The organism is Sphingomonas sp., assembly GCF_042095875.1.
In the GTDB taxonomy this organism is placed as follows: Bacteria; Pseudomonadota; Alphaproteobacteria; order Sphingomonadales; family Sphingomonadaceae; genus Sphingomonas.
Genome location: NZ_JBELMJ010000058.1, coordinates 1 through 14,708, shown reverse-complemented (window position 1 = coordinate 14,708; position 14,708 = coordinate 1). Strand labels below are relative to the sequence as shown.

Here is a 14,708-nt window from a genome sequence, read left to right as displayed (position 1 = left end):
GCCGAGCGGGACGCGATACTGCTCGACCAGGATCACCTCGCCCGCGGGCGTCTCGGCGTAGATCACCGCCGCCTCGATCCCGCCGCGGCGGCCAACATATTCCCACCGCCCGCGGCGCACCGCGCGGATGAAGCGGCCTTCCCACATCACCTCTACGGGCAAGTCGCCATCCTCGACGCTCATAATTCGATCACCCGATCAGGCAGTTCATTGGGATTGTCGTCGGTCTTGGGGAGCACCTGCGCCAGCACCGCGCCGATCGCGGCCACGGCGCCGACCAGTCCGTCGGCGGTGCGGCCGGCGCGGATCTGCTCGACCAGCGTCGCCATCGCCTGACCCCAGCGCTCGGGCGCGACCCGGGCGTGGACGGCGGCGTCGGCGACGATCTCGGCGCGGTGCTCGTCGAGCGAGAGGTAGAGCAGCACGCCCTCGTGCCCGGCGGTGCGCCGTTCGGTGCCGACGCGAAACGCCTCCAGCGCGCGGCGGCGTACGCGGCGCGCCTTGGTCGCGGTCGGCGTCAGCGCGAGCCGCAGCGGTCGCCACGCGAGCAGCACGCGCACGGCGAGGAACGCGATCGTCTGCGCGATGAGCAGCGCGAACAGCGTCGCCGGAATGCTCGGCTCATGCTCCCAGCCGTCGTCGAGCGGGGTCAGCCAGCCGGGCGCGATCACCGCCAGCGCGGTGACCGCCAGCATCGCCGCCACCGCGTAGTGGAGCGCGACGTCGTGATAGGCGTCCGATTGGCGCGCGACGATCGTCACGATTTCGCCATCGGTGGTCGCCTCCGCCGCGGTGACCGCAGCGGCGATCGCGTCGCGCTCGGCGTCGGAGAAGGTGAAGTCCGCCATCACCAGCTCCCGCTCGCGCCGCCGCCGCCGAACGACCCACCGCCGCCCGAGAAGCCGCCTCCGCCACCGAAGCCGCCGAACCCGCCGCCGCTGCTGCCACCGCCCCAGCCGCCGCCGAGCCCCGGACCCCAGATTACCACTGGCGGCACGAAACCGCCCCGGCGACGCTGGCGGCCACCGCCACCGGCACCGCCACCACCGCTGCCGCGATCCTCGTCGTCATCGTCGTCGTCGTGGAAGCGCCGCCCGCCGGCGCGGCGGAAGATCAGCGGAACGACGAAGAACAGCACCACCATGATCCAGAAGCCGGCGATCAGCCCGCCGCGATCCTCGCCGCCAGCGCGACCGCGCTTGGCGGCAGCGGCCTTGGCGCGCTGCTCGGCGGCCCCCAGCGGCAGCTTCAACTGCTCGGCGAGCGCGTTCGCGCCCGCGACGATGCCGCCGGCCATGTCGCCGTCGCGGAAGCGCGGCAGGATCGTCTGGTTGATGATGACGCTGGACAGCGCGTCGGTGACGATCGGTTCCAATCCGTAGCCGACCTCGATCCGTACTTTCCGCTCCTTGGGCGCGACCAGCAGGATGACGCCGTTGTTGGCGTCCTTCTGCCCCAGGCCCCAGGCGCGACCGAGTCGGTAGCCGTAATCCTCTATCGCATAGCCCTGCAGGTCGGGGATCGTCGCCACCACCAGCTGCCGGGTCGACGCCTGCTCGACCCCGGCACTCAGCTGCGTCAGTTGCTGCACCTGCTCGGGCGAGAGCAGGTTCGCCGCGTCGACCACGCGGCCGGTCAGCTTGGGAAAGGTCTGCGCCGCCGCCGGCCACGCGAGCGCGACCAGCAGTGCGGCGAGGATCAGGCGGACCAGCCGCGATACGGACATCGGCTCAGGCGCCGAAGTTCACCGTCGGCGCGGTCTGCGCGTTGGGCGTGGTCGCCTGGAACGGCACCATCGGCTTCGCGCCGTAGAAAATCTTGGCGCCGACCGCGTCGGGGAAGGTGCGGATGCGCGTGTTGTAATCCTGCACCGCCGAATTGTAGTCGCGCCGCGCGATCGTGATGCGGTTCTCCGTCCCCTCCAGCTGCGATTGCAGCGCCATGAAATTGGCGTTGCTCTTCAGATCGGGATAGGCTTCCTGCAACGGGCGCAACTGGTTCAGCGCGACGCTCAACCCGTTCTGCGCGTTGGCATATTGCTGCACCTTGGCGGGGTCCTTCAGATCATCGCCCGACAGCTGAACGCGTCCGGCGTTGGCGCGCGCCTCCGTCACGCGGGTCAGCACGTCCGACTCCTGCTTGGCATAGCCCTTCACGGTCGAGACCAGGTTGGGGATCAGGTCGGCGCGACGCTGATACTCGTTCTGGACGTCGGCCCAGCGCGCCTTGGCGGTTTCCTCCGCGGTCGGCACGCTGTTCAAACCGCACGCGGCGAGCGGAAGCGCCATCAGCGCGGCGGCAACGGCACGGTTGGTCATCGTCGAGGTGTCTCCAAACAATCTGTGTCAGGCATATAGGACACTTGATCCCTCGCGCGAAGGGGGGAACGATGCGCGGCGACGGATCACTGAAAGGGAGACACAATCGATGTTCAAGGACTTTCGCACCTTCATTGCGCGCGGCAATGTGCTCGACCTCGCGGTCGGCGTCATCATCGGCGGAGCGTTCGCGACCATTACCAAGTCGCTGACCGACGACATCATCATGCCGGTGGTCGGCGCGATCTTCGGCGGGTTCGACTTTTCCAGCTATTTCGTGCGGCTCGGTCCCGTGCCCGCGACCTATCGGGGATCGCTCGACAGCTACCCGCAGCTGAAGGCCGCGGGCGTGCCGCTGTTCGGCTACGGCGAGTTCATCACCGTGGTCATCAACTTCATCATCCTGGCCTTTATCGTCTTCCTGCTGATGCGCAGCGTGAATAAGCTGATCGCGCGGCTGGAGCACGAGAAGGCGAGCGGTCAGGCCGAGCCCGCCGCCGACCCGGCCGAGGTCGTGCTGCTGCGCGAGATTCGCGACGAGCTGAAATCCCGCGGCGCGACGCCGCCGGTCGTGTGACAGGCTGAGACGCCTGAACATGGAAACGGGCCGGGGGATCGCTCCCCCGGCCCGCTGCTTCAATCTCGAAGTTATCGGATCAGTGAACGCCGGTCAGGTCGCCGTCCAGGTCGGGGGTGACGACCACGCCGCGCCCCAGATGGCTCGTCTTGCGGCTGTAGGCGTAATAGACGACCAGCCCGATCCCGCCCCAGACGAAGAACACCAGCATCGCCTGCCACGGCAGGTTGACGAAGAGGAAGATGCACCCCGCGATCGTCAGCGGCCCGACCAGCCAAAGCGCAGGCGTGCGGAACGATCGCTTGGCGTTCGGCTGTTGCCGGCGCAGCAGCATCACGTTGATCGCGACCATCATGAACGCGTAGAGCGTGCCAGCATTGGCCCAGTCGGCGAGCTGCCCGACGGGCAGGAACGCGGCGGCGATCGCGACCGCGATGCCGGTCAGCGCGGTCACGATGTGCGGCGTCTTCCACTTCGGGTGCACGCGGCTCAGCACCTCGGGCAGCAGCCCGTCGCGGCTCATCACGAAGAAGATGCGCGTCTGGCCGAACAGCAGGATGAGGATGACCGAGGGCAGCGCGATGTTCGCCGCGATGCCGAGCAGGTTGCCGATCGAGCCGAAGCCGATCACGCGCAGCACGTGCGCCAACGCCTCGTTCGAGCAGACCAAGGCGTCGCGGTACTGCGGCAGCGCGCACTGCCGCGCCAGCTCGGGCGAGCCGGCCTCCAGCGGCATGTTGGTCAGCGCGTCCATCACCGGCTGGCCGCCGATCGCGCCGATCGCGCCCGCCGACACGACGATGTAGAAGACGGTGCAGATCAGCAGCGACCCGATCAGCCCGATCGGCACGTTGCGTTGCGGGTTCTTGGTTTCCTCCGCCGCGGTCGAGACCGCGTCGAAGCCCACGTAGGCGAAGAAGATCGTCGCCGCCGCGCCGACCGCGCCGACGCCGGTGCCGAGCCCGCCGAATACGCCCGCGGGCAGGAACGGGCTGTAATTGGCGGTGTCGATCTTGGGCAGCGTCAGCGAGCAGAAGATCACCAGCGCGACGACCTTGATCGCGACCAGGATCGCGTTGACCTTGGCGCTCTCCGACGTGCCGACCATCAGCAGCCACGTCATCAGCAGCGAGATGAACACCGCGGGCAGGTTGACCAGCCCACCCGGCGCGCCGCCGAGGGCGAGCGGCCCCGCGCTCGCCCAGGCGGGCAGGTGGATGCCGAGGAATTGCTGCAGGATCGTGCCGTTGAAGTAACCCGACCAGCTGACCGCCACCGCGCTCGCCGCCACCGCATATTCGAGGATCAGCGCCCAGCCGACCGTCCAGGCGACCGTCTCGCCGATGGTGGTGTAGCTGTAGGTATAGGCGCTGCCCGCGACCGGGATCATCGCCGCGATCTCGGCGTAGCAGAGCGCCGCCACGATGCAGATCGCGCCCGCGATCGCGAAGGCGAGCATGAGGCCCGGCCCGGCCTTCTGCGCGCCCACTGCGGTCAGCACGAAGATGCCGCCGCCGATCACGCAACCGATGCCGAACAGCATCAGCTGGAACCAGCCGAGCGAGCGGTGGAGCGACTTGTCCTCCGCGGTCGCCAGGATGGCATCCAATGGTTTAATGCGTTCAAAGAACATGAAAGAGATATCCCCTCCCCGCGGGAATGCGAAAATGGGGAGCCTAGCGACCTCTCCCGCGGTGACAAGTGGGCGCGGTACTAGCCGCGGCTGTCGTTCTCGACCAGCATCGGGCCGAGCGCGCGACCGGCGAGGATGTGGACGTGCAGGTGCGGCACCTCGGCGTGCGCGTCCCCCCCGATGTTGGCGATCAGGCGATAACCGCCCGCAACCAGCCCGGCGTCGCGCGCCACGCGCCCGATCGCGCGGGTTAAGCCCGCGATCTCCGCGTCCGACGCGCGCGCGCTGAAATCGTCCCAGCTGACGTATGCGCCGCGCGGCACCGCGAGCAGGTGGGTCGGCGCCCAGGGCGTGATGTCGCGGAACACGACCGCGTGCTCGTCCTCGTACACGCGCGTCGACAAGATCTCGCCGCGCAGCAGGCGCGCGAAGATGTTGTTGTTGTCATAAGGCTGGGTGGCGTCGACGGTCATGCGCGCGGCTCCGGTGTCAGGGACGAAAGGAGAGGGGGAGCCCGGCCGGCGTGCGCGCGGCCTTCTCGTCGAGCCCGCCCAGCCCCTCGCGCTTGGCGAGCTCCATCCGCACGTCGCCCAGGCTCAGCCCCGCGTCGGCGAGCAGCACGAGCAGGTGGTAGAGGAGGTCGGCTGCCTCGGGCACGATCGCGTGCGGATTGTCGCCCATCGCGGCGATGATCGTCTCCGTCGCTTCCTCGCCCAGCTTCTGCGCGATCCGCGCGCGCCCTTTCTGGAACAAGGAAGCGGTGTAGGACGCGCCCGCGTCGGCGCCCTTCCGCTCAGCGATTGTCGCCTGGAGGCGATCGAGGATGTCGTCGGCCATGCGCAGCGCGGTGCCCCGCGCGCGCCGCGGGGTCAATGCTTGCGTGGCGTTCCATCCTCGCGCGTCATCCCGCGCTTGCGCAGCGCGCGGCGGGTCAGCCACACCGCCACCACCGCGAACACGAACAAGGCCACGTCCGACAGCTCGGGCGCGGTGCGCGGGTGCGCTCGCCCGTCATGCCCGCTCGCCGCGACGAGCAGGGGGGCGAGCAGCAGCACGAAGAGACAGCGCGGGGTCATCGTCCCGGTCCTAGCAGGCGAAGGTCACCGAAAGGTTGGCGTCAGTGGCGGCGGACCGGCACGCCCGCGGCGGCGAGCGCTGCGTGCGCGTCGGCGATCGTCGCCTCGCCGAAGTGGAAGATCGACGCGGCGAGCACTGCGGACGCGTGCCCCTGCGTCACGCCCGCGACGAGGTCGTCCAGCGTGCCAACCCCGCCCGAGGCGACGACGGGCACGCTCGTCCGGTCGGCGATTGCGCGCACGAGCTCGAGGTCGTAGCCGCCGCGCGTACCGTCGCGGTCCATCGAGGTGACGAGCAGCTCGCCCGCGCCGAGCTCGGCGAGCCTAAGCGCGTGAGCGACCGCGTCGATACCGGTCGCGCGGCGCCCGCCGTGGGTGAACACCTCCCAGCCGCCCTCGACCCGGCGCGCGTCGACGCTGGCGACGCAGCATTGCGCGCCGAACCGCTCGGCGATGTCGGCCACCACCTCGGGGCGCGACACCGCGGCTGAGTTGACCGCGACCTTGTCGGCTCCGGCAAGCAGCAGCGCGCGCGCGTCCTCGGCGCTGCGCACCCCGCCGCCGACCGTCAGCGGCATGAAGCACACCGCGGCGGTGCGGCGCACCACGTCGAGGATCGTGCCGCGCGCCTCGTGGCTGGCGGTTATGTCGAGGAAGCACAACTCGTCCGCCCCCGCCGCGTCATAGGCGCGCGCCTGCTCGACCGGGTCGCCCGCGTCGATCAGATCGACGAAGTTGACGCCCTTGACCACGCGGCCGTTCGCCACGTCGAGGCACGGGATCACGCGCGCGCGGACGGTCACTGCCCCAACCCAACTTTCAAGGCATACAGGCCTGCGATGATCCAGCAGAGACGAAGTATGATGCCAACGGCGAACAGGCCGCGCTGCTTCGACCACGAGTACGATTGCGACTGAATGGAGATCACTCCGCGCTGATGGTCACGCCAACTGATGAATGCTTCGAAGGTCAACACGACCGCGCCGATCGCGATAAGTCCCCAATTGTAGCTCACGCCGCCGCCGCGACGCTCAGCGCGGCGGCGAGGTCGAGGCGGCCGTCGTAGAGCGCGCGGCCGGTGATGACGCCTTCGACCCCGTCGCGTGCGTGGAGCGCGAGGACGTGGATGTCGCCGATGCCCTTGACGCCACCCGACGCGATGACGGGGATGTCGACCGCGCGGGCGAGGTCGACCGTCGCCTCGACGTTGCAGCCCTTGAGCATCCCGTCCCGCCCCACGTCGGTGAACAGCACCGCCGCGACGCCCGCGTCCTCGAACCGGCGGGCGAGGTCGGTCGCCGTGACGGTCGACACGTCGGCCCAGCCCTTGGTCGCGACCATCCCGTCCTTGGCGTCGACCGCGACGACGATGCCGCCGGGATAGTCGCGCGCCATGTCGCGGACGAAGTCGGGGTTCTCGAGCGCCGCGGTGCCGATCACGACGCGCGCGACGCCCAGGTCGAACCACGCCGCCACCGCCTCGGGCGTGCGGATGCCGCCGCCCAGCTGGACGTGGCCGGGGAAGGTTGCGACGATGCTGCGCACCGCGTCGCCGTTGACGCTTTCTCCGGCGAAGGCGCCATCGAGATCGACGACGTGGAGGTGCTGCGCGCCGGCACCGGCGAACGTGGCGGCCTGCGCGGCGGGATCGTCGCCGTAGACGGTGGCGCGCGCCATGTCGCCCTCGGCCAGGCGGACGACCTGCCCGGCTTTCAGGTCGATGGCGGGGAAGACGATAAGGCTCATGGACGCCACTTCAGGAAACGGTCGAGCAGCTTCAGGCCGTAGCGCTGGCTCTTCTCGGGGTGGAATTGCACGCCGACCATGTTGTCGCGCGCGACCGCGGCGGTGACCGGGCCGGCATGATCGGTGGTGGCGACTACGTCGGCATCCTCGCCCTTGAAGGCGAAGCTGTGGAGGAAATACGCCTCGCCCGGCTCGATCAGCGGGTGGGCGCGGGTCGGGGCGACGTCGTTCCAGCCCATGTGCGGCACCTTCGCGTCGGTGCCCGCGGCGTCGATCAACCGCACGCGCCCACGCACCCAGCCGAGCCCGGCGTGGGTGCCCAGCTCCTCGCCCGCCTCCGCCATCAACTGCATGCCGACGCAGATGCCGAGGAACGGTGCGGCCTCGTGGCGGACGCGCTGCTCCAGCGCCTCGACCATGCCGGGCACGCCGCGCAGCGCCTGCGCGCACGATCCGAAGGCACCGACGCCCGGCAGCACGACGCGGTCCGCGCGCGCCACGACATCGGCGTCGGCGGTCACCGTCAGCTCGGTGCAGCCCGCCGCACGCAGCGCATTCTCGACCGAGTGGAGGTTGCCCGCGCCGTAATCGATCAGCGCGAGCTTCACGCCCTGCGCCTCACAGCACGCCCCTCACAACACGCCTTTCGTCGACGGGATCGCGTCGGCCTTGCGCGGGTCGATCTCGGTCGCGGTGCGTAGCGCGCGCGCAAGCCCCTTGAACGCGCTCTCGGCGATGTGGTGATTGTTGTGGCCGTGGAGCAGCTCGACGTGGAGCGTGATGCCCGCGGTCTGCGCGAACGAGTGGAAGAAATGCTCGAACAATTCGGTGTCCATCGTGCCGAGCGTCGCCTGCCCGAATGGCGCACGCCACACCAGCCACGGGCGGCCGGAGATGTCGAGCGACACGCGCGTCAGCACCTCGTCCATCGGTGACAGCGCGTCGCCGTAGCGACGGATGCCGCGCTTGTCGCCCAGCGCCTGCGCGACCGCGCTGCCCAGCGCGAGCGCGGTGTCCTCGACCGTGTGGTGCGCGTCGATGTGGAGGTCGCCCGTCGTCTTCACGGTCAGGTCGATCAGCGAGTGGCGCGACAATTGTTCGAGCATGTGGTCGAAGAAGCCGATCCCGGTCGCGACGTGGTAGGCACCGGTGCCGTCGAGGTTGACGGAAACCTCGATGCTGGTTTCGCTGGTCGAGCGCTTGATGGTCGCGGTCCGCATGACGCGCTCCCTTAACGCACCCGCCGCGCCAAGCAACCTTGACCAGCCCCGCTCTTGGCCAGCCCCGCTCTTGACCGCGCCCGCCACGGCGCTACCGATGGCCGGCGATGAGCGACATGCCCGACAGCCTGATCCCCTACGACGAGATCGTGCAGGAAGCCCTGCGCGCGGTGGTGGGCCGCGTGCTCAACACCGTGGCGGAGACCGGGGGGCTGCCCGGCGAGCACCATTTCTACATCACGTTCAAGACGCAGGCGCCCGGCGTCGACATCCCGCAGCGGCTGATCGAGCGGTTTCCCGACGAGATGACGATCGTGCTCCAGAACCGGTTCTGGGACCTGCTGGTCGACCAGCAGAAGTTCTCGGTCGGCTTGTCGTTTAACCAGGTGCCGTCGAAGCTCGTCATCCCCTACTCGGCGATCACCGGCTTCCACGATCCCGCGGTCAATTTCGAGCTGCGCTTCCAGGCGCAGGAGGGGCCGGGCGACGGTCCGGGCGGGCACGACCCGGCCGAGAACGACGGCACGCCGACTGCGGAGCAGCAGGACGGCTCCAACGTCGTCGCGGTGGATTTCAAGCGCAAGAAGTGACCGCGTGCTGCGGGTCGCGGCGCGAAAGGTGAGGCAAAGGTGAAGCCAACGCGCGGGGCAGCGGCACCGCGCGGCAGAGGCGCGACCGGAAGGTGAGGCTAAGGTGAGGCCAAGGCGCGGAGTAGCCCAACTTCGCCCGTCGCCCCGGACTTGATCCGGGGTCCCGCTTCTCGTCGCACGTGGCACAGAAGCGGGAGCCCGGTTCGAGCCCGGGATGACGTGGGGTAGTAAGCGTGGCGGCCGGCGCTGCCGGGCACGATCGCAATGTGAAAGAGCGGGTCACCCGATCGGCTAGCCGGTCGGGCATGTGTAGGACAGCGCCGTCCGCTCGCGTCGGGGCGCGTGCAACGACTTGGCCTCCTGCGCGGTTGATCGCGCATGACCGACACCCGCACCGAAACCGATTCGATCGGACCCGTAGAGGTCCCCGCCGACGCTTACTGGGGGGCGCAGACCGAGCGCAGCCTGGAGAATTTTCCGTTCGGCGCGCGCGAGCGGATGCCGATCGAGATCGTCCGCGCGCTCGCCTACGTCAAGCTCGCCGCCGCGCGCGTCAACAAGCGCCACGGGCTCGCGGGCGAGAAGGCCGACGCGATCGAGGCGGCGGCGCGCGAGGTGATCGACGGGCGGCTCGACGACCAGTTTCCGCTCGTCATCTGGCAGACGGGGTCGGGCACGCAGTCGAACATGAACGTCAACGAGGTGATCGCGGGCCGCGCCAACGAGGCGCTGTCGGGCACGCGCGGCGGCAAGACGCCCGTCCACCCCAACGACGACGTCAACCGCGGGCAGTCGTCGAACGACAGTTTCCCGACCGCGCTGCACGTCGCGGCGTCGATCAAGGCGGCGGGCGACCTGCTGCCCGCGCTGACCAGCCTGCATGACGCGATCGACGCCAGGGCGCGCGACTGGGCCGACCTCGTCAAGATCGGGCGCACGCATCTGCAGGACGCGACGCCGCTGACTTTGGGGCAGGAATTCTCCGGCTACGCGGCGCAGCTCGCCGCGTGCCGCGCGCGGATCGACGCCGCGCTGATCGACGTCAACAAGCTGGCGCAGGGCGGCACCGCGGTCGGTACCGGGCTGAACGCGCCGCCCAAGTTCGACCGCGATGTCGCGACCGAGCTCGCCGCGCTGACGGGATTGCGTTTCGTGCCCGCGGACAACAAGTTCGAGGCGCTGGCGAGCAACGACGCGCTGGTGCAATTGTCGGGCGCGCTCAACACGCTGGCGGTCGCCCTGACCAAGATCGCCAACGACGTGCGCCTGCTCGCGTCCGGCCCGCGCTCGGGGCTGGCCGAGATCGACCTGCCCGCGAACGAGCCCGGCAGCTCGATCATGCCGGGCAAGGTCAACCCGACGCAGTGCGAGATGCTGACCATGGTCGCGGCGCAGGTGATGGGCAACCACGTCGCGGTGACGATCGGCGGACTGCAGGGGCATTTGGAGCTCAACGTGTTCAAGCCGTTGATCGGCAGCAACGTGCTGCGCTCGATGGATTTGCTCGCGACCGGCATGCGCGCGTTCGAGGAGCGCTGCGTCGTGGGCATCGTGCCGAACGAGAGCCGGATCGCCGACCTGCTCGATCGCTCGCTGATGCTCGTCACCGCGCTCGCCCCCGAGATCGGCTACGACAATGCCGCGAAGATCGCCAAGCACGCGCACGCCGAGGGGTTGACGCTGCGCGAGGCGGGGCTGGCGCTGGGGCTGGTCGACGCCGACACGTTCGACCGCGTGGTGCGACCGGAGTCGATGATCGGTCGGTGAGGGATCGGTCGCTCAAGGATCGCGCGCGGCGTAGGTCCGCTTCGGAACCGCGGGTCGCCTCCGCTCATTACCTCGGCAAAGGAGATCATTTCATGGGTGCAACAACAATCGGGGCTCTGATCGGCGGTGCGATCGACGGCATGTCGGGCGACGACAGCGCCGCCGACGGCGCGCTGATCGGGGCGGTGACCGCCAATGTGCTGAAAGTGGTTCTGCCGATCGCGGTCACCTACGCGATCGGCTGGGGCGTGTTGAAGGGTGTCGCGGTGCTGGGCGACCGGATCAAGGAGAGCGTGTGATGTTGAGGACGATCCTGGGCGCGCTGGTCGGGCGCGAAGTCAGCCAGAACAATCGCGGTGGCGGGTTGAAGGGCGCGATTATCGGCGGTCTGTTGACGCGCGGCGTCTCGCGCATGGGACCGCTCGGCATGGCGGCGAGCGCGGCCTATCTCGGCAAGAAGGCGTACGATCGCCGCAAGGCGTCGCGCGCGGGCGTGCCGCCGCGCGGCTGACCGATCGGCCCCGACGGGTTGAAGAAACACTCGGCCCCCGGAGGGTCGAAGCATCGTCCCAGCCCTCGCGGGTTGAAGCATCCTTCCCACCGTGTACCAAGGCGGTCACGGCGGGGAGGCGATGAATGAAGCGTACTTGGATCGGGCCGGTGCTGGCAACGCTCGCCATCGGCGCAGGTGTGGGCATGGCCGCGGCGCAGGGGGTGTCCTTCTCGGGTAACCGGCCGACGTTGCTGGTGGTCGGGTCGGGGCATTTCGACAATCCCGCGCAGGATATCGCCAACGTGCGGGTCGAGAACGTGCTGACGCCCGCGCGGCAGCAGGAGATCGAGGCGGTGGTCGACCGGCTCGCGCGGTTCCGCCCCAACCACGTCGCGGTGGAGTGGAACGCGGCCGACCAGGCGAAGCTCGACAAGCGCTACGCCGATTACCGCGCCGGCCGCTACAAGCTGACCGCCGACGAGCGCGACCAGCTGGGCCTGCGGCTCGCGGCCAGGCTGAACCTGCCGCGCGTCGACGCGGTCGACTCGATGATCGAGCCGCCGGGCAAGGATGCCGATTACGATTTCGCCGCGTGGATGAAGGCGCATGGCCGCGGCACCGAATGGGCCGGGTTCCAGCGCGACGCGCAGGCGCAGGCCGACGCAGTCGCCGCGCGGCAGCGCTGCACGTCCGTGGGCGACTGGCTGCGCTACTACGCCGATCCCGACACGATGCGGCGCAACGAGGCGCCTTATTACACCATCGCGCGCTTCGGCGACGTGCGCGAGAACCCGGGCGCGAACTGGGTCGGCCAGTGGCACGCGCGCAACCTGCGCATCTACGCCAATCTGGCGCACGTGGCCGGGCGACCGGGGGACCGCACCGTGGTGATCTTCGGCGCCGGGCACGCGTCGCTGCTGCGCGCCTATGCGAGCGAGTCGGGCACGTTCAACCTGGTCGACGCGCGCGATTACCTGCCGTCGGGGCCGAAGCGGCGGTGCTGAGCGTCGGGTAAAGCGCCTGACACTCCGCCTGCGTCACCCCGGACCCGATCCGGGGCCTCGCTTCTCTCGACGGGTGAAAGGATCAGCGGGATTTGGGCTCAAGGCCGGATGACGAGTGCGTAGGCAGGGGGGACGCCGCTTGCCTGATCCCAGCTGCTGCTTCTGTAAACGGGTAAGACGACGCTTCGAACCTTTAGCGCCGCGCCGGACGTTGGACTGCGCGAAGGAGTGTGTGCGTGGCTGACGAGGAACGGATGACCGGCGGCGGGCGCCGTGTGCCGAGCGGGCGGGTAGCGCGGTTCGGCGCGTTCGGGCGGCTGGCCGGCGGGGTCGCGGGCGGCGTGGTGGCGGAGGGCGCGCGGCGGCTGGCGAACGGCGAGCGGCCGCGGATGGGCGACCTGCTGCTGACCCCCGCCAACGCGACGCGCGTCGCCGATCAGCTCGCCAATCTGCGCGGCGCTGCGATGAAGCTCGGGCAGATGGTGTCGATGGATGCGGGCGACATGCTGCCGCCCGAACTGACCCAGATCCTCGCGCGGTTGCGCGACGACGCGCACCACATGCCGCCCAGGCAGCTCGACGCGGTGCTGGCGCAGGAATGGGGTCCGGGCTGGCGCCGCCGCTTCGCGCATTTCCAGGCGCACCCGATCGCCGCGGCCTCGATCGGACAGGTTCACCGCGCGCGCCTGCCCGATGGGCGCGAGCTGGCGATCAAGGTGCAATACCCCGGCGTCAAGGAGAGCATCGACGCCGACGTCGACAATGTCGCGACCTTGCTACGCGTCTCGGGGCTGCTGCCGCGCGAACTGGATATCCGCCCGCTGCTGGAGGAGGCCAAGCGTCAGTTGCACGAGGAAGCCGATTATCGCCGCGAGGGGGCGATGCTGACGCGCTACGGCGAGCTGCTGGCGGGCGAGCAGGGGTTCGTGGTGCCGGCGCTCGAGCCTTCGCTCACGACCGAGCGCGTGCTGGCGATGGATTTCGTCGCGGGAGTACCGATCGAGACGCTGGATGAGGCGGCGCAGGAGACGCGCGACACCGCGATGGCGCGGCTGATCGCGCTGGTGCTGCGCGAGCTGTTCGATTGGGGGTTGATGCAGACCGATCCCAATTTCGCGAACTATCGCTGGCAGCCCGACACCGGCCGGCTGGTGCTGCTCGACTTCGGCGCAGCGCGGGCGGTGCCCGCGGACACGAGCGCGGGCTATCGCCGGCTGCTGTCGGCCGGGCTGTCAGGCGACCGCGACGCGGTGCGCGAGGCGGCGGTCGCGGCGGGGTTCATGGGCGAGGCGGCGGCGGCGGCGCACCGCGCTTTGGTCGACCGGATGATCGAGGTGATCCTGGGCGAGCTCAACCAGCCGGGCGTGTTCGATTTCGGCGACCGCGCCTTCGTCGGCGTGCTGCGCGAGCAGGCGATCGACATGGCGCGCGACCGGTCGACCTGGCACGTGCCGCCGATCGACACGTTGTTCGTCCAGCGCAAGATCAGCGGCACCGCGCTGCTCGCCGCCAGGTTGAAAGCGCGAGTGGACATCCGCGCGATGGTGGAGGCGCGGGTCGGCGCCTGACGCGCGTCACACCGGACTCGATCCGAGGTCTCGCAACCTTCACGCGCGGGAGCAGGTAAGCGGCAGCCCAAGATGACGAGAACGAGGCGCCGCGGTCTACCAAACCGCGGCGTCCCATGACCTCACGGTTATCCGATCTGCTCGGCCTGCGCGCCGCTGTCGGGGCGGGCGGCGCCCAGCACCGGCTCCTCGCCCAGCGGCTCGTTGCGGAACACGGTGAACTCGCCCTTGCCGTCCACGCTCGGCCCGCTGGTCCAGCGACCCTCGGGATAGCTGCCGTCGAGCGAGGTGACGTAGAAATTGTAGTTGTTCTGCTGATCTTCCTTCTCCTGCGGAAAGGAGTTGGGGATCGGCATCGACGCCTCTTTGCCGAGTTCCTCGATCACCGCGAGCCACTGCTCCTGGTGCATCGTGTCGCGCGCGATCATGTAATGGAGCATCTTCTTCATGCCCTGGTCGTGCGCGGCGTTGAACAGGCGCACCGCGAGCGTGCGCCCCGTGCTCTCGGCCGCGACGTTGCAGTACATGTCGGCTGCCACGTTCCCGCTGGCGTAGATGTGGCTCATGTTGAACGGCACGCCGTCAGAATCGACCGGCATCGCGGCGAGCCCGGCGGACAGCAGATTCTTGTGGATCATGCCCTCGATCGCGCCCTTGGCGCTGCCGCCGCCCATTACCGCGCCGACGATGCCGTCCGCCGCACCTTCTTCCTGCAA

The 14,708-nt window shown here is 69.5% G+C and carries 20 protein-coding genes and 1 pseudogene; 7 read left to right on the top strand and 14 right to left on the bottom strand.

What is annotated here, in order from left to right:
* The 4 genes and pseudogenes from ACFDS6_RS15175 to ACFDS6_RS15160 all read right to left on the bottom strand — a co-directional run.
* A pseudogene (locus ACFDS6_RS15175) lies at nucleotides 1–183 on the bottom strand (NUDIX hydrolase); the annotation flags it as partial.
* Entirely contained in the window at nucleotides 180–848 is a 669-nt protein-coding gene (locus tag ACFDS6_RS15170) for a TPM domain-containing protein (protein ID WP_375272949.1), read from the bottom strand. The gene ACFDS6_RS15170 and the pseudogene ACFDS6_RS15175, both read right to left, overlap by 4 nt.
* Complete coding sequence (locus ACFDS6_RS15165; RefSeq protein ID WP_375272948.1) at nucleotides 848–1,726, bottom strand: TPM domain-containing protein; 879 nt, start codon at nucleotides 1,724–1,726, stop codon at nucleotides 848–850. Before ACFDS6_RS15165 ends, ACFDS6_RS15170 begins: the two co-directional genes overlap by 1 nt.
* A 4-nt stretch (nucleotides 1,727–1,730) precedes the next feature.
* Complete coding sequence (locus tag ACFDS6_RS15160; protein WP_375272947.1) at nucleotides 1,731–2,318, bottom strand: LemA family protein; 588 nt, start codon at nucleotides 2,316–2,318, stop codon at nucleotides 1,731–1,733.
* A 109-nt stretch (nucleotides 2,319–2,427) separates the two neighbouring features.
* On the opposite strand from ACFDS6_RS15160, the gene mscL reads away from it, so the two are divergent.
* Nucleotides 2,428–2,895 (top strand): large conductance mechanosensitive channel protein MscL, encoded by a 468-nt coding sequence (gene mscL / locus ACFDS6_RS15155; RefSeq protein ID WP_375272946.1) that lies wholly within the window; start codon nucleotides 2,428–2,430, stop codon nucleotides 2,893–2,895.
* A 79-nt stretch (nucleotides 2,896–2,974) separates the two neighbouring features.
* On the opposite strand, the gene ACFDS6_RS15150 is transcribed toward mscL, so the two are convergent.
* From ACFDS6_RS15150 to hisB, 9 genes are all read right to left on the bottom strand, one after another.
* Complete coding sequence (locus ACFDS6_RS15150) at nucleotides 2,975–4,528, bottom strand: amino acid permease (protein WP_375272945.1); 1,554 nt, start codon at nucleotides 4,526–4,528, stop codon at nucleotides 2,975–2,977.
* Nucleotides 4,529–4,608: 80 nt separating this feature from the next.
* On the bottom strand, nucleotides 4,609–5,001 hold the full coding sequence (locus ACFDS6_RS15145; RefSeq protein ID WP_375272944.1) for an HIT domain-containing protein: 393 nt from the start codon (nucleotides 4,999–5,001) through the stop codon (nucleotides 4,609–4,611).
* A 16-nt stretch (nucleotides 5,002–5,017) separates the two neighbouring features.
* Nucleotides 5,018–5,365 (bottom strand): phosphoribosyl-ATP diphosphatase, encoded by a 348-nt coding sequence (locus tag ACFDS6_RS15140; RefSeq protein ID WP_375272943.1) that lies wholly within the window; start codon nucleotides 5,363–5,365, stop codon nucleotides 5,018–5,020.
* Between the two features lie 32 nt (nucleotides 5,366–5,397).
* The gene (locus tag ACFDS6_RS15135; RefSeq protein ID WP_375272941.1) at nucleotides 5,398–5,604 is read right to left on the bottom strand and encodes a hypothetical protein; all 207 of its coding nucleotides are present in this window, start codon (nucleotides 5,602–5,604) and stop codon (nucleotides 5,398–5,400) included.
* A gap of 41 nt (nucleotides 5,605–5,645) precedes the next feature.
* Nucleotides 5,646–6,407, bottom strand: coding sequence for an imidazole glycerol phosphate synthase subunit HisF (hisF, locus tag ACFDS6_RS15130; RefSeq protein ID WP_375272940.1), 762 nt, complete (start codon nucleotides 6,405–6,407; stop codon nucleotides 5,646–5,648).
* Nucleotides 6,404–6,619, bottom strand: a complete 216-nt coding sequence (locus ACFDS6_RS15125) for a hypothetical protein (RefSeq protein WP_375272939.1) — start codon at nucleotides 6,617–6,619, stop codon at nucleotides 6,404–6,406. Before ACFDS6_RS15125 ends, hisF begins: the two co-directional genes overlap by 4 nt.
* Complete coding sequence (hisA, locus tag ACFDS6_RS15120; protein WP_375272938.1) at nucleotides 6,616–7,350, bottom strand: 1-(5-phosphoribosyl)-5-[(5-phosphoribosylamino)methylideneamino]imidazole-4-carboxamide isomerase; 735 nt, start codon at nucleotides 7,348–7,350, stop codon at nucleotides 6,616–6,618. Before hisA ends, ACFDS6_RS15125 begins: the two co-directional genes overlap by 4 nt.
* Entirely contained in the window at nucleotides 7,347–7,958 is a 612-nt protein-coding gene (hisH, locus tag ACFDS6_RS15115; protein WP_375272937.1) for an imidazole glycerol phosphate synthase subunit HisH, read from the bottom strand. The genes hisA and hisH overlap by 4 nt, the downstream gene beginning before the upstream one ends.
* A gap of 24 nt (nucleotides 7,959–7,982) precedes the next feature.
* Nucleotides 7,983–8,570, bottom strand: coding sequence for an imidazoleglycerol-phosphate dehydratase HisB (hisB, locus tag ACFDS6_RS15110; protein ID WP_375272936.1), 588 nt, complete (start codon nucleotides 8,568–8,570; stop codon nucleotides 7,983–7,985).
* 107 nt (nucleotides 8,571–8,677) lie between these two features.
* On the opposite strand from hisB, the gene ACFDS6_RS15105 reads away from it, so the two are divergent.
* The 6 genes from ACFDS6_RS15105 (at nucleotide 8,678) to ACFDS6_RS15080 (ending at nucleotide 13,992) form a co-directional block, all read left to right on the top strand.
* Nucleotides 8,678–9,160: an SspB family protein gene (locus tag ACFDS6_RS15105; RefSeq protein ID WP_375272935.1), complete on the top strand. Its 483-nt coding sequence runs from the start codon at nucleotides 8,678–8,680 to the stop codon at nucleotides 9,158–9,160.
* A 378-nt stretch (nucleotides 9,161–9,538) separates the two neighbouring features.
* Nucleotides 9,539–10,927 (top strand): class II fumarate hydratase, encoded by a 1,389-nt coding sequence (gene fumC / locus ACFDS6_RS15100; protein WP_375272934.1) that lies wholly within the window; start codon nucleotides 9,539–9,541, stop codon nucleotides 10,925–10,927.
* A 92-nt stretch (nucleotides 10,928–11,019) separates the two neighbouring features.
* Entirely contained in the window at nucleotides 11,020–11,226 is a 207-nt protein-coding gene (locus ACFDS6_RS15095) for a hypothetical protein (protein ID WP_375272932.1), read from the top strand.
* Complete coding sequence (locus ACFDS6_RS15090; protein WP_375272931.1) at nucleotides 11,226–11,438, top strand: hypothetical protein; 213 nt, start codon at nucleotides 11,226–11,228, stop codon at nucleotides 11,436–11,438. Before ACFDS6_RS15095 ends, ACFDS6_RS15090 begins: the two co-directional genes overlap by 1 nt.
* 125 nt (nucleotides 11,439–11,563) lie before the next feature.
* The gene (locus ACFDS6_RS15085) at nucleotides 11,564–12,424 is read left to right on the top strand and encodes a DUF5694 domain-containing protein (RefSeq protein WP_375272930.1); all 861 of its coding nucleotides are present in this window, start codon (nucleotides 11,564–11,566) and stop codon (nucleotides 12,422–12,424) included.
* 254 nt (nucleotides 12,425–12,678) lie between these two features.
* Nucleotides 12,679–13,992, top strand: a complete 1,314-nt coding sequence (locus tag ACFDS6_RS15080) for an ABC1 kinase family protein (protein ID WP_375272950.1) — start codon at nucleotides 12,679–12,681, stop codon at nucleotides 13,990–13,992.
* A gap of 128 nt (nucleotides 13,993–14,120) precedes the next feature.
* Here ACFDS6_RS15080 and ACFDS6_RS15075 read toward each other — a convergent pair.
* On the bottom strand, nucleotides 14,121–14,708 hold a 588-nt coding region (locus ACFDS6_RS15075), incomplete at its 5' end, for a manganese catalase family protein (protein WP_375272929.1).